Source organism: Virgibacillus halodenitrificans JCM 12304 (assembly GCF_001310895.1).
Lineage (GTDB): Bacteria > Bacillota > Bacilli > Bacillales > Amphibacillaceae > Virgibacillus_Q > Virgibacillus_Q halodenitrificans.
In genome coordinates this window covers 33,893-54,857 of record NZ_BAZS01000021.1, presented here as the reverse complement: position 1 = coordinate 54,857, position 20,965 = coordinate 33,893, and the positions used below count along the sequence as shown (strand labels likewise).

Annotated in this window: 19 protein-coding genes; 7 read left to right on the top strand and 12 right to left on the bottom strand. The window is 38.6% G+C overall.

Going from position 1 to position 20,965, the window contains the following annotated elements:
- Positions 1-181: 181 nt before the first annotated feature.
- Together JCM12304_RS11825 and JCM12304_RS11820 are read right to left on the bottom strand one after the other, a co-directional pair.
- Positions 182-1,690, bottom strand: coding sequence for an alpha-amylase family glycosyl hydrolase (locus JCM12304_RS11825; RefSeq protein WP_060680574.1), 1,509 nt, complete (start codon positions 1,688-1,690; stop codon positions 182-184).
- A 968-nt stretch (positions 1,691-2,658) separates the two neighbouring features.
- Positions 2,659-3,012: a YisL family protein gene (locus tag JCM12304_RS11820; protein ID WP_060680572.1), complete on the bottom strand. Its 354-nt coding sequence runs from the start codon at positions 3,010-3,012 to the stop codon at positions 2,659-2,661.
- A gap of 155 nt (positions 3,013-3,167) precedes the next feature.
- Between JCM12304_RS11820 and JCM12304_RS11815 the strand changes: the two genes are divergently transcribed.
- A complete protein-coding gene (locus tag JCM12304_RS11815) occupies positions 3,168-4,364 on the top strand; it encodes an ornithine--oxo-acid transaminase (RefSeq protein WP_060680570.1) in 1,197 nt (398 codons plus the stop codon).
- Between the two features lie 63 nt (positions 4,365-4,427).
- On the opposite strand, the gene JCM12304_RS11810 is transcribed toward JCM12304_RS11815, so the two are convergent.
- Positions 4,428-5,615, bottom strand: coding sequence for a DUF418 domain-containing protein (locus tag JCM12304_RS11810; RefSeq protein WP_060680569.1), 1,188 nt, complete (start codon positions 5,613-5,615; stop codon positions 4,428-4,430).
- 129 nt (positions 5,616-5,744) lie between these two features.
- Here JCM12304_RS11810 and JCM12304_RS11805 point away from each other — a divergent pair, with 129 nt between their 5' ends.
- The 6 genes from JCM12304_RS11805 to JCM12304_RS11780 all read left to right on the top strand — a co-directional run bounded on the left by JCM12304_RS11805 (position 5,745) and on the right by JCM12304_RS11780 (position 7,667).
- Positions 5,745-5,957, top strand: coding sequence for a spore germination protein (locus JCM12304_RS11805; protein WP_060680566.1), 213 nt, complete (start codon positions 5,745-5,747; stop codon positions 5,955-5,957).
- A gap of 14 nt (positions 5,958-5,971) precedes the next feature.
- A complete protein-coding gene (locus JCM12304_RS11800; RefSeq protein ID WP_060680564.1) occupies positions 5,972-6,172 on the top strand; it encodes a spore germination protein GerPB in 201 nt (66 codons plus the stop codon).
- A gap of 78 nt (positions 6,173-6,250) precedes the next feature.
- Complete coding sequence (locus JCM12304_RS11795) at positions 6,251-6,817, top strand: spore germination protein GerPC (RefSeq protein ID WP_060680562.1); 567 nt, start codon at positions 6,251-6,253, stop codon at positions 6,815-6,817.
- Between the two features lie 15 nt (positions 6,818-6,832).
- Positions 6,833-7,003, top strand: coding sequence for a spore germination protein GerPD (locus tag JCM12304_RS11790; protein ID WP_019376211.1), 171 nt, complete (start codon positions 6,833-6,835; stop codon positions 7,001-7,003).
- A 15-nt stretch (positions 7,004-7,018) separates the two neighbouring features.
- A complete protein-coding gene (locus tag JCM12304_RS11785; RefSeq protein ID WP_060680560.1) occupies positions 7,019-7,387 on the top strand; it encodes a spore germination protein GerPE in 369 nt (122 codons plus the stop codon).
- A gap of 61 nt (positions 7,388-7,448) precedes the next feature.
- Positions 7,449-7,667, top strand: a complete 219-nt coding sequence (locus tag JCM12304_RS11780) for a spore germination protein (protein WP_019376209.1) — start codon at positions 7,449-7,451, stop codon at positions 7,665-7,667.
- A gap of 36 nt (positions 7,668-7,703) precedes the next feature.
- Here the strand turns inward: JCM12304_RS11780 and JCM12304_RS11775 are convergent, their stop codons facing one another.
- From JCM12304_RS11775 to JCM12304_RS11740, 9 genes are all read right to left on the bottom strand, one after another.
- Entirely contained in the window at positions 7,704-8,261 is a 558-nt protein-coding gene (locus JCM12304_RS11775; protein ID WP_060680558.1) for a hypothetical protein, read from the bottom strand.
- Between the two features lie 3 nt (positions 8,262-8,264).
- Positions 8,265-8,897 carry an SCO family protein gene (locus JCM12304_RS11770; RefSeq protein ID WP_060680556.1) on the bottom strand — a complete coding sequence of 211 codons (633 nt, stop codon included), beginning with the start codon at positions 8,895-8,897 and terminating at the stop codon, positions 8,265-8,267.
- 93 nt (positions 8,898-8,990) lie between these two features.
- Positions 8,991-10,670 carry a cbb3-type cytochrome c oxidase subunit I gene (locus JCM12304_RS11765; RefSeq protein WP_060680554.1) on the bottom strand — a complete coding sequence of 560 codons (1,680 nt, stop codon included), beginning with the start codon at positions 10,668-10,670 and terminating at the stop codon, positions 8,991-8,993.
- An 18-nt stretch (positions 10,671-10,688) separates the two neighbouring features.
- Positions 10,689-11,156, bottom strand: coding sequence for a cytochrome c oxidase subunit II (locus JCM12304_RS11760; RefSeq protein WP_060680552.1), 468 nt, complete (start codon positions 11,154-11,156; stop codon positions 10,689-10,691).
- A gap of 13 nt (positions 11,157-11,169) precedes the next feature.
- Positions 11,170-11,331, bottom strand: coding sequence for a hypothetical protein (locus JCM12304_RS19400; protein WP_019376204.1), 162 nt, complete (start codon positions 11,329-11,331; stop codon positions 11,170-11,172).
- A gap of 845 nt (positions 11,332-12,176) precedes the next feature.
- Positions 12,177-15,902: a helicase-exonuclease AddAB subunit AddA gene (gene addA / locus JCM12304_RS11755; RefSeq protein ID WP_060680550.1), complete on the bottom strand. Its 3,726-nt coding sequence runs from the start codon at positions 15,900-15,902 to the stop codon at positions 12,177-12,179.
- The gene (addB, locus tag JCM12304_RS11750; protein WP_060680548.1) at positions 15,903-19,397 is read right to left on the bottom strand and encodes a helicase-exonuclease AddAB subunit AddB; all 3,495 of its coding nucleotides are present in this window, start codon (positions 19,395-19,397) and stop codon (positions 15,903-15,905) included. It abuts the gene before it with no gap.
- Between the two features lie 229 nt (positions 19,398-19,626).
- Positions 19,627-20,178 (bottom strand): signal peptidase I, encoded by a 552-nt coding sequence (gene lepB, locus JCM12304_RS11745; RefSeq protein ID WP_060680546.1) that lies wholly within the window; start codon positions 20,176-20,178, stop codon positions 19,627-19,629.
- Positions 20,179-20,232: 54 nt separating this feature from the next.
- Positions 20,233-20,877, bottom strand: a complete 645-nt coding sequence (locus JCM12304_RS11740) for a TVP38/TMEM64 family protein (protein ID WP_060680545.1) — start codon at positions 20,875-20,877, stop codon at positions 20,233-20,235.
- Positions 20,878-20,965 lie beyond the last annotated feature (88 nt).

The window sequence follows — 20,965 nt, the reverse complement described above, 5'->3', positions numbered from 1 at the left end:
CGAACCCGTCGCCTAAGCAAGGCCATTCATGAAAAAGGAATAATGGTTTTAACAAAAACCCCAGCAATTGATGCAAGGGGTTTTTGTTTTTGGTTGTAATATATTTTTCAATTATCCGCTGGTTAATCTCTTCTTCGGCGAACTACCTCTCCCTGCTGGCGATTGGTTTTGTATAAATGCTCTATCGCTTATTTTCCGCCATTTCTCTTTTCTTCTGTTTTCGGCTTAAAATAAATATAGCTACTGCAAATAATACGAATACACCGATAACAAAGCCAATAAACAACCAATTATACCCTGTATCTGGTTGCACACCGTATACTTCTACACTTTCCCGCGCAAGACCTACTTTGTATTCGCCGTTGTCATTAGCGCGAATCGTATCATCATTTAGATACCCGCGCAGTTGAAGACCTTCTCCTACATCTGCAATAGAAATTGCCCTTGTTTGATCGTCATTATTAATAGCAATATACATGCTGGTTCCTTCGTAGGTTCGCTTAAACACACTCATAGCACCATCTGAACCAACCATTTCAAAATCACCATGAGATAAGACAGGAAACTGCGCTTTTAATGCAGATATACGGTCAATAAATTCATTTAGATCCGGATCTCCACTATTGAATTGCACAATCCGTTTTGCTTCTTCCCCATTTCCACCATACATAGGTATGTCTGATCCTTGGAAGACAGATGGAATCCCAGGGGTCGTATATAAATACGTTAATGCTAATTTCCACGTGGTTAAAGCACTTCTGCCATTTTCAGAAAGTTTCTGTGTAAATCTTTTTGTGGATTCATCATCTACAAAAATCAAACCAGTTTCTTCTTTATTTTTCTCCCATGTGTCGTATATGTCTGATACAGGTTTTCCAAGATTCGAGAAAACCTCATTGATCTCTTTAGATAATTGATGATTATCTACTGCTTGAATGCTGGTTCTATTCATAATTTCATCTGTGTTCGCGGATGGATCCATGATATCTCCAAGTAAATAAAATGCCTCATTCTTATTTTTGATTTGTTCTGTAAATTTTTGTAAAAAATCCAGAGAAGACTTATCTGCAGCATGTAATTTAAAGCCATCGATATCTGTCTCATCCATCCAGTAGGAAGCCACATCAAATAGAAAATCTCTTACTTTCGGGTTATCTTGATTTAATACGGCGACATGATTAGCCCAATCTGCTTCGATATTTTTTTCTTTGGAAATCCAGTCTTTCTTGGAAGGGTCCTTTACAATAGGATGATCTTTCGAAACAAAATTTGTAACGAGCTCCAATACAACTTTAATCTCTCTATCATGAGCCTCCTTAATCAATTCATTTAAATCTTTCATTGTGCCAAATTGTTCCTCAACTTTATAGAAATCCTCAATCCAGTAGCCGTGATATCCATCAGCTGAATTCTCCATAATGGGAGACAGCACAATAGTGGAATAACCATTTTCTTTAAGATAATCAAGTTTCTGGGTAATCCCCTTTAAGTCTCCACCATGGTAAGCAGTAGGATCATCCGTGTCTACCTGCTCATCACGATCAAAGTCTAAATTATGGTACCGATCAACTAGAATATTATAAACAATCTCTTCTTCAAGCTGGGAATTTCCTTGTTCTGCAGCATAAGACGGAACTGAAATACTTGTCATTATAAGTATAGTCAGTAGTACCGTCGCTATTTTTTTCATATAAAAGCTCCTCCAATATGTAAACTCATTCCTTTCTATTATTAATGTTTCAGCTGAATAGTCAATGAAATCGCTGTGATTGTTGAAAAACCTTCATAAATAACAAGCGCTATGGTAGTGAATATATTTAAAAAGAAGCGTTCACTTTAAAATTTCAATTTCTAATTCCCTATTGTTAGAGTGCTGAAAAAGAATCTTATCAGTTTTGCCTTTTGCATAGTTGGAGGAAACTGCGACGTAACTTTATTGATGAAAAGCTCAGTCAAATATTTGAGGAGAAGTGCCCCATTGATTTTCGTTGCATGCGGACGCTTTCCGCCGGCATGGCCTCAGCCGCTTCCTCCGCTACGCTCCGTCCAGGGTCTTCGCCTCATGCTATTCGAGGCCACTGAAAAAGTCCGGTAAATTCTTGAGAAGGCTAGTTCCAAAAAATTACATCACCACTTTTAAGTATATGAGTGGAGTAAAATGGTATTGACTCTCCATTTAGGTAATTCAAACAACGAAATTTTGGGATAGCGTTTTTTGGAAATCTTCTATTTTAGTAGAGAATGACTTTTTCAGTGGCTTCATGCTATTCCGGCAGGAGTCGCCGCCCTCCACTCCAATCAATTTGTACACAGCACATTCTGGGTGTATGCGAACGCAATTTTTTTCGTAGATATAATAGGAAATAGTAGCGAAGGGGAAATATGGAGACTCCTGCGGGAGGAGAGGCCTCGATGAGATCCCCGAACACGTAGTGTGAGGAAGCTCATCAGCCGCCCGCGGAAAGCGGAATATTTCCCCGTAGCGGTGATTTACGCAGCCTCTATATTCTTAGTTACGTCGCAGTATATCCATACTACGTATTATTGCACCTCTCTTTTTGATGTCTGTTTCCCCTCCCATAATAAAGCAGAAAAAAATTAGAGGTACAAATCAACGTGCAATTTGTACCTCTAATTAACTATTCCTCATATAAAAATTTACATTGGCAAGCGCCAGAAACCAAGTACTAATGTGATAATTAAAGCAATTACCAATTGAATCCAAAAACTTTTAGCAGGCTTGTTTTTTGATGTTTTTATAAGGATCATTTCCAATGCTGCAATCACCCAAATACCGGCCACGCCCTTAACAATTGCTTCCGGCAATAGGTTTCCTCCACCGAAATAATGTCCAAGCAAGCTACCACCTGTATACAAAATAAACAAATAGTCCAATCTCAATATCATATGAACAATCTTACCAGGCTTACCTTTACCCTGATTGTACATAACGTACGCAACTATAAATAAAATTAAGGCAAGCACCCATGCTGTAATATGCATATGTGTCATTTATTTTTCCTCCTACTACCAAGTATTTACTAAAATTATCATATCATGGACAGAATAAAAAATCATATGATTACAATTCTCTCTCCACGGGAAGTAAATAACCATAATACCTGTTATACTAAGATGGAGCCTTATTTTTCTAACGGAGGGATAGTATGGTAAGAGATATCCAGGAAATAATTGACCAAACACAGGAGTATGGAGCAAAGAACTATCATCCGCTTCCTGTAGTAGTTGCTAAAGCTGAAGGTGTATGGGTAGAAGACCCCGAAGGTAATCGTTATATGGATATGCTGAGCGCATATTCTGCAGTGAACCAGGGACACCGTCATCCTAGAATTATTGATGCGTTAAAAAATCAAGCCGATGCTGTTACTCTAACTTCACGCGCGTTTCATAATGATCAGCTCGGCCCTTGGTATGAAAAAATTTGTAAGTTAACAAATAAAGAAAATGCGCTGCCAATGAATACTGGTGCAGAAGCTGTGGAAACTGCTGTAAAAGCGGCAAGACGCTGGGCTTATGACGTTAAAGGTGTAGAAGAAAATAAAGCTGAAATCATCGCTTGTGAAGGTAATTTCCATGGAAGAACCATGACTGCTGTCTCCCTTTCATCTGAAGCAGAATATAAACGTGGATTTGGTCCAATGCTCCCTGGAATAAAAATTATACCTTATGGCGACATTGATGCATTGAAAGAAGCAATTAATGAAAATACTGCCGGATTTCTTTTTGAACCCATACAAGGTGAGGCAGGTATAGTTATGCCCCCTGAAGGATTTTTGAAGGAAGCCTACGATGTATGTAAAGATAATAATGTGCTATATATCGCAGATGAAATTCAAGCAGGACTTGCGCGTACTGGAAAAATGTTTGCCTGTGACTGGGAAAATGTAACACCAGATATTTTAATTTTAGGGAAAGCATTAGGTGGAGGCGTATTCCCAATATCATGTATTGTAGCTAATAAAGATATTCTTGGTGTGTTTAATCCAGGATCCCACGGCTCTACATTCGGAGGAAATCCCTTAGCATGTGCTGTCTCGATAGCTTCACTTGATGTACTAGAGGAAGAAAAATTAGCAGAAAAGTCCTTAGAGTTAGGTAATCATATGATGGGTGAACTGAAAAAGTTAAATAACCCGGTGATAAAAGAGGTTCGTGGTAAAGGGTTGTTTATTGGAATGGAACTCACAGAACCTGCTCGTTCTTACTGTGAAGCATTAAAAGAAAAAGGTTTATTATGTAAAGAAACACATGAGAATGTCATCCGTTTTGCTCCACCACTAATCATTAGTAAAGACGATTTAAATTGGGCAATCGACCAAATAAAAGACGTTATGAGTCAATAAGAAGAAGAAAAATAAAACAAGATGAACCCTGGGCTCGTCTTGTTTTATTTTCAAATAATATATTTAGCTTTGCTGCTGACTTCGTCGTAGGGGTTGGACTTTTTTATAAGTAAGACTGCGCCAAACCCATTCCAAAGGACCAAAATTATATTTGGTTAACCACCATTTACTGCCTAATATTTGTAATGTAAATAGACAAAGCACTATTCCTATATGGAGAACCGGACCTGTCTTACTATAAAATCCGAAGCCAATTCCATAAAACAAGATAAAGCTAACTATTGATTGTAAGATATAGTTGGTTAACGCCATTCTTCCGACATATACGAATGGTTGAATTACTCTTGACCCCATTGAATAACCTGCAAGCAATGTAATGGAGGTCGCATAGAATACCGCAGAAGCTGCTCCTCCAATATTGTCCTGGGCATAGGAAAACCACAAAGGGTTTCCAAATAAATATGGACCAAGCTTCAGACCTGCAAAGAGAAATAACGATATCCACCACACACGTAGCAGAATGCTTCTATACTTTTCTGGTTGATGAAATACAACTGTTCTTGCCCCATACATTCCAATCAAAAATAATGGCAAAAACACAAACAGCAATGAAAAGATAATGCCAATTCCCCCATTTGAGTACATCCAGTCTTGATAGTTTTGTCCCAGTATAATACCATAATCACTACTCTGATAATTAATGATAGCCTGATCAATTGCCACTGTATTGATCCACCCTAAATAATCTCTCATGTTAAACAAAGAGAGCGTGATGAATACCGTCCCCAGAAACAGTAAAGATAACCCCCACACCAAGAGGGTCTTTCTTTTCACACGTAGAAAAAGTAATAATACAAATCCGGTCAAACTATAGCTTAATAAAATATCCCCATGCCAAATAAGAAAAGCATGAATACATCCAAATAAAAACAGAATAGCCATTCTCCTAAATAAAAAAGGACGGATCTCCACTTGTTTCATTGTTAAACGATCTTTCATAAGCTGGAACCCAAAACCGAATAGCATGGAGAATAAAGTATAAAAACTGGCCTGAAAAAAGATATCGATAATCGTCATAATAGTTTGATTTACATTGGAACTCCATACCTCTTCCTCCCCTCCATATAGAAAATAGGGGGCACCGAATGCTCCAATGTTAACTATAAAAATGCCAAATATAGCGAAACCTCTTGCTGCGTCAATCCAAATTAAACGATTACTTCCTTTTATTGGGGAAGGTATATTTCCCATAGCAAAATTCCTTTCTATTTATCTACTTATCTAATTCTCTATAACATTAGGCTCCTCCTGCATTTTATTCATTATTTTCATAACAAAAACAACTCCTCCGCATAAAATAGGAAGAAGGAGGAGTTATTTATGCCGGCAAAAGTAGGGGCAGTAAAAGTAATTACAGTAGGTTCGTCTAGCATATTTAATATTGGGGACGTTTATAACATGAGTCCGGAAAGCTCCGCAAAAACATTTGCTGGTGGTGGTTCTTTTAACACCGGGCCAGGAATTAGGATTAATCTTGGAAATTCAACCACATATGTAAATGACCCAGATAAAATTGATCAGCCAGTACGGTGATTGGGAGGGTTACTATGCATTTTACCGTTCATCAATCCATTAACATCAATATGATTAAAATTGGTGCAATTACCAATTCATCTGTCATGCAAATTGGCAGTAGCGGTAGTATCCAAGCTCAATCTGACATTTATAACACAGGAGGATATACGGAGCCCGCCGAGGAAGCGGAAGCAGCAGGTGAGATAGCCCCTATCGTTCCCCTAAGACCTTAGATGTATTCACACATTTTATAAATATGTGCATACAATTATAATAGGTGAATGCCCATATTTCATGGAAGGGGGATTTTTATGCATGGGGACTGGACTACGTATCTAAATGAATTGCACCAATATATGAAAAAGCAGGAAAGTATGATCATTGATTTAGAAAAAAGGTTATTTAACTTGGAATCAGCTACTCAAAAAGCGAACTCCACTACGATTGAAAAAATAGAATATAATTTTGATCAATTAAAAATTGAACGTCTTGATGGCACATTGCACATCGGTCTTTCACCAAGTGACTTAGCAAATATAGAAGACTTGGGGCTGCCAAATAATCCTGCTTCACCCTCATCCCAGCCCCCCCTTTCCCATCAGAAATTGCAAACTGAATTAAGCCAGTACCTTCAACAAAACGGTGCTGAATTCATACGCAATATGGCAAACCACCATAACCGTGCCATTGACCAGGAATATGAGTCTGTTTTAATACAGGATATCACCAAGCAATTGCCTGAACGAATTGTTTATTATGAACAAAAGGCTCTTCAAGAAAACAAAAATATAGCTGATGAACAGCTACATCATTATATCGCTACTCAAATTAAACACGAAATACAGCAATCACTTGCTAAATACATGGAAAATGAGTAGAAAGGAGAAAACAACATGAATTTTGAAGTTCATAATTGGGGGTTAGAAGTTGGAAATGTCAGCATTGAGGTTGTTTCTTCCTCTTCAGTTTTTCTAATCGGGGATAATGACGAAATTAATCTCTCTTCTTTTTTTGACACACCGCCTGAAGCCTTTACTATTGGCAACATTGTACCGCTTGCCTAATAAGGAGATCATGAGATGAAAAAACGAACTACAGTCATTGATTTAATAAATGTAACGTCGATTTCTAATAGTGCCATTTTTAATATCGGTGACACACAGCAAACAAATCAAAAATTTCGTGGTATAGCCATTCAGGAAGAATCAGCTTATTCCACCCCACCAAAGGAGGAAGATTTTGCTGATTATCCTATTTTTCAACTTGAAGCAAATTTTATGATGAATGAAGTATCTGTAAATAAGGAGCATAGTCACCACGCACCAACCATTCGAGTCGGGCAAATTTCTGTTATCGGTGTAAGTAGTTCATCTATTATGCAGGCAGGTAATTTAAATAGCATAAATGCAGAAGCACGATTAAAACATTTCCGTAAACTAAAAGGATAACCCTCACAAAAAACAAATTCTGTCATAACCTATTTTATAAACCAATATAGAGGGTGTTCATATGCCATCGATTGTAGGACCTATTAAAATAAATAGTGTTGGCGGGGGCGTAGTAAATTTTGGTGATTCTTTTTACTTGTCGCCAAAAAGCACCTCAAAAACAAATACAGGTTCAGGAGCACTTAATACGGGAGATTTTATCTGTACTAATAATGGAATTAGTTCAACAAATCCATTTGACCCCGATGCAAATGATCAAAATGTGACTGCAAATGCGTAGAGATAGCCATAACTAGGCTATCTCTATTTGTCTTTATTATTCATACTGTGATTGGTCTACAAAAAATTGCTGAACGAAATAGATAATAATGCTTAAACCCAGAAAGAGAAATGCCCATCCTAAGGTAATTTGTTCTACTTTTAAATAGTTATTACATAATTGTGTAGGAGAAAAAATATAAAGCCATGCCATTAAACCGGAAATAATACTGAAGCTTACTAAAATGACATTCTGGCCAATGCTACCAAGCTTGTTCCAACTGTCCCGTAACGGAACACCTGCTAAAAACGGTAAGCTAATAAATTTAAAAATTTCTACCGATTGATAGGCCAATGCTTCATCCATGGCCCTTGGAAGCATCCAATAAACCATTATAATAAAAAACAATAGAATTCCTGGCACACCATTATGATTCCATTTGGAAAAGAAGCCAGGAAACCGCTGTTTTAGATATGGAGCCATCAACATTCCTGCGATCACAAATAAAGGCATTTGCATATGCATATGGACTGTCATAATTGATTCTGCCAATGACGCAACTGGTGGGAGCATTAAAAAGACATATAATACCAGCCCGTAGATTGCTTGTTTCATAGCCTAACCCTCCACTTCGTTATCCAGAATGTCTGTCACCTTTTTAGCAGCTTCCTCTGTTTTTTTATAATCCATAACCTCAAGGAGTTTCCCATCAGGACCTGCAAGATAAAATGCGGAGTTATGTGTAAAGTTTCCATTACCATCTGGGATTACAATGACACCAAGCTCTTCTAAAACGGTGTCTAACTCTTTTTGATTTGGAATTCTGGCCATGCGCCATGTCTCTCCATCACTTTTAAAATAACTTCTATATTTGTCTAATTGGTCCGGTGTATCTGTGGCAGGATCAAAACTAATACTTAAAAATACAATATTTTCTCCAATATATTTTTGCGGTATACTGTTATACACTTCTGCTGCATTCACTTCCAGTTGGAGACATACATCTGTACAAGAAGTGTAAATAAATGTCATCAATACATACTTTCCTTCAAATTCTGAGAATGAATAGGAACGTTTATTACTATCTTCCAGAGTCACTAGTGGTAATTTTGGCTTTTCTTCCATCAGTTTATTGGTTCTGGCTGTTTCTGCTGTATATGCTTTAAAACCATCCGTACCAACATAAAATAAACTAATACCAAATAATATCACAAGGAAAATCGCTATTAAATTTTGTTTATTTTTAATCATAACGATCACTTCCTACATTTAAATGAATGGAAAGGGAGTAGCCCGATTCGAGGACTATTCCCTTCAAAGCTTACAACTTGCAGATGTGTTACCCTACCACGTACGGAATGGTGGTGAACCCGGAGGTGCATTTACGATCATGTCAACAACAGGAATGACATAACCCATGGAAATAATAGCAAATGCTATTACAATCCATAATCCCCAGCGTTCTGTCCATTGTGGTGTAGGTGCTGCGTCGTCTTCTGGCTCTGCAATTGGAAATTCTGTATTACCTTTCGGTGCTTTAAACATTAAGTGGAATGCAATATAAACCATAAGCACCACAGCTAAAAATAACAAGGTTCCACCAATTGCAAGTGAGAATAAATACGGACTCCAACCAAGTGCAGTAGCATGATCACCATATGTGCTAAAGGATGTTCTTCTTGGAGAACCTAGCAACCCTACCCAGTGCATTGCTCCTGCCATTAAATACATGCCAACTGTCCACATTAAGGTTTGAATAACACCTAACTTATTTAATTTCGGAGTCAACTCCCGCTTGGACAAATATGGGATTAACCAATAAGTAATTCCAAAGAAGGTTAAGGCTACAGTAACTCCGACAGTTAAATGGAAATGGCCGACAATCCATAGTGAGTTATGAACAACTTGATTTAGCTGGTTATTTGTTTGCGCAATTCCACCAGCACCTGCTGGAATAAAGGTAATCATTGCAATCATTGGAGCAAGGAAGCGTACGTCGCCCCAAGGCAGTTTTTTAATCCAACCTAATAATCCTTTTGCGCCTTTCTTTCTTCCTGCCCGTTCAAATATAGCAAACATCGCAAACGCAGTTAGTAACGAAGGCAGGGATATGGATAGACTCATAAACACATGCATGAATTTGATTCCTTCACCGATTGCTGGGTCAATAATTTGGTGGTGAAAACCTCCAGGAACATTCAAAATAACAGATAATATAACGACAACACGAGCGAGTGTATCACTAAATGTTCTTCCGCCAATGATCTTCGGTACAGCTACATACCATGCTGAAACGGCTACCAAATACCAAACGTTAACAGCTGTGTGCCCAAAAGCCCAGAATAATGTCCGACTTAGCATGACGTTGACTGTTTCTGTCCAACCAAAAGCCCATGGAATAAGCATAAGTACTTCTGCTGTGACCCCTAAGCTTCCTAGGAATAGAAGCAAGAAACCACCTACTGCAAAGAATGAAAACATTGGTAAATGTTGACCGCGATTTCTCTTTTTCCAATTTGCTGCACTGATGAATACTCCGAAAGCAGCTAGCCAAACCCCTAATACGACAAAGACCAAACCAATATAAAACCACGGGGATGCCTGCATCGGTGGATAGAATGTGTACATGACAGATGCTTCTCCCATAAATACAGTTGCAGCAACTAATGCGACACCGAAAAGCATCGATCCTAAAGCTGTCCAAGCAATTTTTCTAACTTTAGGTAATAGTCCCCCCAGTGTATGAGATACTCCTGAGTAGAAGTAACCAACCATAAACAGAGTAGTAAATACAACAACAAGTAATATACCGTGAGCTGTTAACACTTGATAATAGTTAAGCCATGATGGTAATTCCAATAGTCCTGCACGGTTAAGACCCTGAAGTAAGCCTAGCGTTCCCCCAAGAAATAAAATAATAAATGCTAGAGATAGATATGTTAATGTAAGCTTCGCATCTTCAGAATTAACCCCTAAAGCTTTGTTTGTTTTTTCACTAAATGTTTCTTTTAAAGCTAACGCCATGATCGTTTCCTCCTTTCTTTATTTCACCGTTATCGTCGTGCTCATCATTTGATGTCCTGCTCCACAATATTCATTACATAAAATTAAATACTCCCCTGGTTCCTCAAATGTCTGTGTTATCTTTTGAATATGCCCTGGCATCACCATTGCGTTAACGTTTGTCCCTGCAATTTGAAAACCATGAACAACGTCCTTTGATGTCATTGTGAATGTTACTTCAGAGCCTGCCGGTACTTCAATTTTATTTGGAGTAAAACTAAAGATTTGCAATGTCATAACAACTTCATATTTACCTTCTTCTGTTTGGAAAACCCCTGGATTATCAAATGGCGCTGTTTGATCTACTTTTTGGGGATCAATTGTTTCCTTATGACTTGGTGGAGCCATATCCATTGCAAATGCCTGATATCCAGTAACCACCATCGAAAGTATGAGTACGCCAACACTTATAACTAGCCAAATCTCTTCCGCACGATGCATTTTCATCGCTTTTCCCTCCCTATATTCCTACTCTCGTCATATAAATCACGAAAAGTAATACAATAAATGAGACAATACCGCCTCCAACAAATACCAGTGATGAGAACAATGCTCCTTTTAAGGATTGGTCATCATGGTGAACTACTTTTTCTTCTGGAGTGCTAACTTTTCCAGTTGCCATAGAAAATCTCCTCCTTGTTAATAACTTACTTTTATTTTAAATTTGTTTGTGTTCTGCTAAAGTGAACTAAATCACATGGCCGTGTGATTCGAATCACCATTTACTTCCTTCATGACAATTTGGTGAACAATACAGGTAAAGCGGAATACAGCTTTCTTAGAAGAGCTCCCCCATGTTGCCAAGCATTATTTCAGTTACATACCATAGTAACGGAAACAATTTTACAAGTTTCTGTTGCAGAATTTGGATTACAAACGTTATCTCGTACAATTCTAATTTCTGCGTAGTAGGAGAAAAATGCGACGTAACTTAGAATATAAAGACTGCGTAAATCACCGCTACGGGGAAATATTTCGCTTTCCGCGGGCGGCCTGCAAGCCTCCTCGAACTACACTAACGTTCCGTTCTGTGGGGTCTCGCTAGTCTCGCTTTTCCCGCAGGAGTCTTCATATTTCCCCTTCGCTAAGGTGTATATCTCAAAGCTATTAAAGATAAGAGCTACTTATTCAATTCTTAAATACCTCAAATTAATCAATAGCACATACCAATTGATTGGAGCGGAAGGGGGCGACTCCTGCCGGAATAGCATGAGGCGAAGACCCTGGACGGAGCGTAGCGGAGGAAGCGGCTGAGGCCATGCCGGCGGAAAGCGTCCCCCTGCAGCGGAATTCAATGGGGCTTACCTCTTCAAATATTTCAGTGGTCTTCAAGATTTTTCACACTTTAAATACCAAAAGTTACGTCTCAGTATATCCATTTTGCGAATTATTGGGGCACTCCAACATATATTTAGAGCCACTAAAAAGCCAGCTTCCTATTAATAAGGAGCTGGCTTTTTACTAGTGTTATTCTTTTTTAATTGGTACATCCACCAATAGTTGCTTTGAAAAGAAATAAAGATATGTTTTCTTTACTGGTTGTTTCCAAATTGACTCTACTGCTTCTTTGTAGAGATGCATTTGAGTTTCATACCGTTTCCTCAACTTATCTTCATCTGTATCTGAATCCGTCAGTGCATCTGTTTTATAATCGAGGATGATCCAGCCGTCTGCATGAGGGATCAGACAATCGATAACCCCTTGAATCAACACTTTTTCATCTGTATCATCTTGCCATGCGGCATAAACCTCATTTGCAGGTAGAGCTAAACTGAAGGGGACTTCCCGATACAAATCGACAGTTTCCATCATATAGCTTGCAATGTCTGAACGTAGGAATTCCTCAATCGCCTGAAAATCAATAATATCAGCTTCTTCCCTTGTGAGAATTTCTCTCTCCACAAGCTTATCGGTAAATATCTCAATTTCTTCACTGGTCAACTGTTTTCGAAGTGGAATATGCTGCATGACCGTGTGTATGGCAGTTCCTCTTTCCGCTGCAGTTACTTTCTTCTCTTTCTGAATAAAATTAGGCCGCTTCACAATTGGTGCTTTATATTCTGTAACCAACTGATCTGCACTGTATTCATCCTTTATTTCACGTTGACGTTTAATCTCTGTAACTGTCTGCTTCGCTCTAGATGCAGCTGCTTTAGCATGGGGGTATTGATAGGATAAACGGGACTCCACTATATCCTTCCACTCATCATCCGGTACGTCTACCGGTTTCCATTCCGCCATATTTTCTTTTAGATGCAATGACTTTTCAACAATTGATTCCTCTAAATTCGCCAGTTGACTACCATGCAGTATCGTAACATCCCATTTTGATGGATCAATTTTTATTTCTTCCAACACCGCATCATGAATCTCACCCGTCCTTAAAATTGCACTCTCTTCATGTCTTATGAGGGCAGGACCTACCCAATCAAGATAGGTCTTCGCGTCCATGCGGAAGTGTGCAGGCAACACCCATTCAGAGTGATCAACCATCCGCTGCCACTTCTCTTGTTTTTTCTCAAAGGAGGCTACATTTCCAATCATCACAAGCTTTTCCTTGGCACGTGTAAGTGCTACGTACAAGACACGCATTTCCTCAGCTAATAATTCGCGGCGTTTTTCTTTACTTAACGCGTGAAAATACAAAGTAGGATACGTAATACGTTTAATTGGATCGATATATTTAGTTGCAAATCCCAAATCTTTATGAAGTAAATATTTCTGGTTTAAATCCATCATATTGAATTGCTTATCCATCGCTCCAACAATTACAACCGGGAATTCCAATCCTTTACTTTTATGGATCGTCATAATTCGTACAACATCTTCTTGCTCACTTAGTGCCCGTGCAGAACCCAGATCATCTCCACGCTCTTCCATTCGTTCAATAAATCTAAGAAAACGGAACAATCCCCGGAATGAGGTCGTTTCGTATGTACGTGCACGATCATACAATGCGCGTAAATTTGCTTGACGTTGCCGACCACCTGGAATACCACCAACAAAATCATAATAACCGGTTTCCCTATAAATCTGCCAAATCAACTCAGATAATGCCCCTTGTCTTGATGCAACCCGAAAGTGATCCAGTTGATCGAGGAATCTAGCAGTTTTATCTGCTGTAGTACCTTTTTCCTGCTTACTATATTTCTTTAAAGCCTCAAAAAAGGTTTCATTTTTTCCAGCTAATCGAATAGATGCAAGGTCATCTTCATTTAATCCTACAATAGGTGATCTAAGCACAGAGGCCAATGGAATATCCTGTCTTGGATTATCTATAATTTTTAAGAAGCTGATCATAATTTTCACTTCAATAGCTTCAAAATAACCAGAGGATAATTCCGCATACACAGGGATACCTTGTTTTTTTAATTCATCGACAATCGTTGGAGCCCATGTCATGGAACGCATCAAGATAACAACATCCCGGTATTGCAGATCTCTTTGTGTTTGTGTAGCTTTATCCACTACCTGCAGAGGAGCGGCCTCTTTGCTGCCGATCCATTCCTTTATTTTATTCGCATACGCTCTAGCTTCCAGTTGTGCTTTCTCCAGATCGCGGTAATCTTCCTCACCGTTTCCTTCGTCTTTATCTTCTTCTCCTTCTCTGTCAATAATCAGCAGTTCAGGGTTTGGAGTGGGATAAGGAAGTTCTTCATACATCTTATTCCCATAAATCAATTCCGCATTTTCATCATAATTAATTTCTCCAACTTGCTCATCAAGAATTTGTCTAAATATATAGTTTGCTCCTACTAACACATGTTCTCTGCTTCGAAAGTTACTGGTGAGGTCAATACGTTGTGCCGGATTCTCCTCTTTCGCAAACCGCTTGTATTTATCAATAAATAACGACGGCTCCGCATGACGAAAACGATATATACTTTGTTTTACGTCTCCAACCATAAACATGTTTCCAGGACCATCCTGATCGCTGATTAATGTAAGCAACGTTTCCTGTACCATGTTCGTGTCCTGATATTCATCCACCAATAGCTCACTAAACTGTTTTTTAAAATGAATGGCAACATCAGATGGAATTGGCTGATCGCTCGTTGAGGTTTCATCTAATAATAATTGCAAACAATAGTGCTCCAGATCAGAAAAATCAACAATCGCCTTTTCCTGTTTCTGAACTGTGAAACGTTTTTTAAATTCCTTCACTAATTCTGTCAGCTGTTTAACAACAGGAGCCAGCTCCCGCATATCTTCTACATGGTTTTGCAGCTTTCTGCTGAACCAGCTCTTTTGCATTTTTGTCCAACGATCTTTATAACTATTGCGTAGTGTCTTCACCTTTTCCTTTTTGTCTTCATTACAATCTGATTTTTTTCTAGAAAGGGTAGCAAATTTACTAGTAGACATAAATGTTTGCAAAGCATCCCACGTATCCAAATGGACAAAGGCCTCTTGAACATTCACCAAATCTTTTTCAATCGTATCCGCATACTGGTAAGGACCATCATTTTCCCTTGTAATATCCAGGGCAAGTTCCATTTCCTGCTGGATTGCTGTAAGTTGATCCTTTACTTCTCGTTTAATAATCGCTAACCATTCCAAATCAGTCTCCTGCCAATTTTCTGGCACATGATAGGTATACGCTAATTCATCAAGCCATTGATCGGGCCACGGATTTTGTACGGCAAATGTATAAAGATCTAATATTAACTCCTCTACTTCTACATCACTTCGATCACTGGAGAAACGATCAACAACCTGGAAAAAGGCTTCCTGCTCCTCTCCTTCCGCTCCATACCACTCCTCAAACAAATCTTCCATTACTTCCTGTTTGATTAAGTCTGCTTCCATGTCATTGGCTATTCGAAATCCTGGATCTATATCAAGCAAATAGGCATATTGCTTCACCACATCCAAACAAAAAGAGTGTAAAGTGGAAATAGAAGCACGCTGTAAAAGAGAGAGTTGTTTCTTCAGATGAATAGAAGATGGGTCCTCTGCCAGCGCTTTTTCAAGAGCTTCCCCCACCCGATTCCGCATTTCTTGGGCAGCTGCATTTGTAAATGTAACAACTAACAATCTGTCAATATCCACCGGGTTTTCCTTGTTTAATAGTTTCTGAATAATCCTCTCAACTAATACAGCTGTTTTACCAGAGCCAGCTGCAGCTGCGACAAGTACATCCTTACCAGATGTGTAAATTGCATCCTCTTGTTCTTTTGTCCAATTGACCACTTATTTCACCTCTCCCTCGTCTACGCGGATCTTTTCCAGGATTGTTTCTTCTTTCATTTCTGTCAGTTTTCGGTAATTATTATCCTCAAGCAGCGGATCAAACTGACATACTGCATGAAATGGGCAGTAAGTACACGCTATTTGTTGCTTGTGCTGGTATGGATTTAAGTGAACGCCACCTGCTGTCATATCAATTCCTGCCTGCATCATCAGTTGATGAATATGTGTTTGCAGACTAGTAAATGTATCTTCATCTGCTATTTTAGAGGAGCTGTAAAATCCTCCGTTCTTTTTCACACCAGCTGGAACAATTGTGCTCGTGCCCGACTCCAGACTGTTATCCATCATTTTAACGATATCTTCATCTGACAATAAAAGACCTTGCATTTTATACTTCTTAAAAATCTCTTCTTCTATTTTATCTTCAGGTAATTTTTGATCACCGGAAATCATCGGATTATGAACATGGAAATAGAGTACACCAGCTGGAGTAGCCTTTACTCCAAGCCATGTCTCAGAATGTGTCAATACCACATCTAAATATGTTAGCATCTGTAATGCCAGTCCATAATAAACTTCGAGTAAATTCAAACCCTTGGAGCTTGATTTATAATCAATAATCCTCAAAAATAAAGATTCATTATTTATCGCCTGATCAATACGGTCAATTCGCCCTCTAAGCATCAATTCATACCCGTTGGGAAGCGGGAGAGTTAAAGGAGGTAGTTTTTGATCCGTACCAAAGCCAAGTTCCAGTCCAACAGGCGAAAAGTTACTCTGTCTTGCTTGCTCACTAAGAATGTAGGCAGCTCTTGCAATAACTTCCTGCAATTTTTGCTGAATATACTTGTATCTGTTGGAACTATGCAAAATCTGGTGCTGTAATATAGGTGCTAAATTTGTTACAGCTTTACGGGCATAGCCATCCGTATCGTTTTTGGTTAGTTGAGCAAAGTTTCTTCCTTCCTGTTGCACCCATTCCGTTATTGTTTTTAATGCTTCATGAAACAACTGACCAATATCCGGCGCATCCAGTTTATACGTCTTTCTTTCATCCAATCCCAGGCTATATTTAGCAAAATGCTGATAAGAACAACGATAGTAGGTTTCCAGTCTGGATACACTTGCCTTTACCTGCTTTGGATATAATTTCTCCACTGTCTCCGTATCCAGGTTAATTGGTTTATTTTCATAAAATAAGCTTTGCAATACATTATAAGTTGTACTATAGCGATCATGATGGGTAATATACCAATTTAATACATGCCACCAAATTGGCTTTACTGGGTAACCTTTTCTATTACGAGCTAATTGAGCCGTTAATGCTGATCTGGTTTTCGTCGGAGTAGTTATAAATCGATCAGCTTCAACTAATTCATCCGGATCCTGCAGTAATAAATGTTCACAACAAATTGGGAAAAGATCCTCCACCCGCTTAATCAGTTGAGAGGGCATTTTTGACTTTCCTTCCTCATCACTTAACGGATAACTTACCCAAAGTTTGTCCTTTGCTGAAGTAAATGCGATATACATATAAAACCAATCATCAAGCAATTGGCGCTTACTGGTTTCAGCTAAACGTAGTCCATGACCGGCCAATAATTCTCTTTCCTGCTCATTAATCATCCCATCACCCGATGGTTTCATAGGCCAAACGCCTTCGTTAACCCCAAGGAGGAAGGAGCATTTGATTCCGCTTATACGGGAACGATCAATCGTACCAACAATGACATGATCGATGCTTGGTGGAACGTGAGCAAATTTCAATGTTTCGAAACCGGCATCCAATGTTGCACGAAATGTTGTCAGTGTCATGGTTTCCTCTCCAGCCATTTCCACCATTTCATCAAATAGTTGAATAACCGCGTTCCACACCTGCTCTTGCTCTCTTCCTTTTTCTATCTCACTTCGCTCATCAAACAATTCACGCATTTGCTCAAGCCGATTTGGTACATTTAGCTCCTCCAAAAGTAAGTATGTGCGTTCACATAGCTCCCGGATCGTACTCACTCTCCGCATATCTTCATCAAATGGGGCTAATGCACTTACTACTTGCTTACGGTACCTATTAATTCTTTTTTGTATCTCTTTTTCTGTATCCGTTTGTGTTGCTTGATCAAAGCCCCTGAAGCGTTGAAATACCCACTCTTCATCACCTAACCAGCGATTTCTCGAGCGTATACCATATTCCAGGACATAATTTTCTAACTCATCAATTGCATCAGCTGTTAGCGGATATTCCTTGTCTGTTACTGGGATGAATCCTGTTTTCAACACACGGAAAATAGCATCATATCGCCAATTTCCTTCTACAATATCCAGTACTGATCTAATAAATTCTATCAAAGAATGATTAAGCATCGTTCTTTTTTCATCTATAAACACAGGTATATCATAGTCTTCAAATATCGTTGCAATCAGATCGTGGTATGTATCTGTTTGCCTGATAAAAACAGCAAGGTCCCGAAAGCGGTAATTCTCTTCTCGAACAAGACGGATCACCTCCTGCGCTACACCTTCTACCTCTGCCCGAGGATGTACGGCTTCCGCAATGCGAATTGGTGTTTCTCCCTCAAACTGAGGTGCAGGCCTTACGTCAAAATATTGCTCTAAATGGGCAAAGTAAGAACGATTACTGAATCTGCCATTAGCCGGATCTAACTGTACTGTTTCTTCCAGAGGGATCTGATTTTCTATAGCAATCTGTTGTATTTGATGGTACGTCTCCACCGTCTGATAAAATAAATCCAGCTCTGAAGCCTCTGTTTCTACCCCATCTACTGTAAGAGCAATGGTGACCGATTTGCATTTTTTTAATAAAGCTTCTACCACTACTAACTCATTAGGTGTAAAACGATGAAAGCCGTCCAAATAAACCTCCGCATCCTCAAGCAAGCTGGATTCACTTATTTTATCCGCTAATAATTGTAATTGATCCTCACTATCAATATATTTATCTTGTAAAGCAATCATTAATTTTTCGTAAATATATGCTAGATCATCAAGCTTACTAATTAATGCTTCTTCTCCTGACTCTTTGTGGACATAGCCCTCTATTTCTTTCATTTGACTTTGAAGTGCTTCCGGACTAATATTATATCGTTTAAATTCTGTTATCATTTTTTCCAGTTGACTAAGAAAGCCCTGTTTTTCCATTGCTTTTTGAAAAACACGCCAGTCTTCCGTTTTTTCCTCAATAATTTTTCGTAGCATCATTTGCACACCAACAGAGCTAATAAACTGTTTCGTTCCCCCACCTGTTTCTTGAAGGATTCTCCATGCCAATCTGGAGAAGCTTACTACCTGTGCGCGAATACTACCTACAATGTCCTTGTCATGGAATAGGGCGGATTCCTGCTGAAATGTCATTTGATCTGGAACAATATAGAAAATAGAGGTGCCATTTGGCTGATCCAATAACTTCTCTTTAATCTCATCCATTGTTCTGCCGCTTTTTCCTGTCCCGGCACGCCCCAGTAAAAATCGGAGTCCCATATACCTTCCCCCACTCTCTCACTTTATTAAATATATTAAGTAGCAACTATTCTATATAAATTGAACTAGTATCGGTAAGATTTTCAATAAGCTGCACGTTAAACAATCTTTTATTAACTAAGAAGTTACTTTGTAGTCAATCCAACATATATATTAAAATCACAAAAAAGCTTTCATCCTTTATTTTACCAAAGATGAAAGCTTTCGAGAACAAAAGCGCAAGCGATCTTTATTTGCCAAGTGTTAAGCTAGCTTCCGTGAGGGGCCAGTACTTTACGTCTACTTTTCCTACTAATTGCTTTTGGGATATAAATCCAAACGATCTACTGTCAAGACTGTCTTCCCGGTTATCACCCATGACAAATAATTTGCCCTCAGGTACTTCTGCATTTCCAGTTATCTCTTCCAAAGTAAAGTCTTCCGTAAACGGTTCATTGCTGTTCACATTCCTATATGGTTCCAAAAATTTTTCTTCTATATATTTTCCATTAATGTATAATTTATCATCCTTATACTCAATCTTATCACCTGGCAAACCGATTACACGTTTCACATAATCATCCTGTTGATTGGCATGAAACACAATAACGTCAAAACGATCTACATTTTCCAGGTTATATACTACTTTATTTACCATTAACAGATTTCCATCAAAAAGTGTCGGCTCCATCGACTCACCATCGACAACATAACTCGCAAACAGTACCGTGCGAAAGATAATTGCGATAGCTATTGCAAATATAACTACCGGGAGAAACTTACGGTAATGTATTTTCTTCATTTTTATCACTCCAGAGTTATTATCTATCATTATAATACCCTGGTTTAATGAAGTTTAACCGTTTCTCCCTTTCAATTGGGCTTTCTTCTCTAAATGTTTTTCGATTAATTTACCAATTCCCCAGAACAATACAATGCCTATTCCAACAATTACGGTTTTCATTGGATTTTTTGCAAATTCCAAAATACTTGACCCAATATAAGCCAAAGAAAATATCATTACCGACTTTCCTAATATTACAGCGAGAATAAACTGCTGCATGCTTATTTTTGAAAGGCCTGCTACCACGTTGATCACGGCTGAGGGAGAAAAAGGAAAACACATTAATAAAAACAGTGGACCAAACCCATGCCTTTCAAGCCACGCAGTGACCTTTTGTACCTGTCTGTTCTTTCGTATTGATCTAAATACCTTCTTATCACCAAGACGGCGTATGATAAAAAAGACAAGAATAGCCCCAAGACTTGATCCTGCCCAGGAAAGAAGAAAGCCCTCAAGCAATCCGTAGGCTGCTGCATTTGCAAAAACAAAGACTACTAAAGGCAAAAAGGGAAGAAATGCTTCGATAAAAGGTAATAAAATACCTGGGATAGGCCCCAGATTTTCATAATTATTTAAGAGCTGCATGATATATTCATCTAATTGATCGTTCTCCAACATCATTCGCCAATTAGATAGCTGGATATCCATTAAATACATGTGCTTGAATCCCCTCTGTATGTAAAATCTATTACATGTTTAATTCCCTTATTTACTCCTAGTCTAACTAGTTTTAGTTTAATGTAAA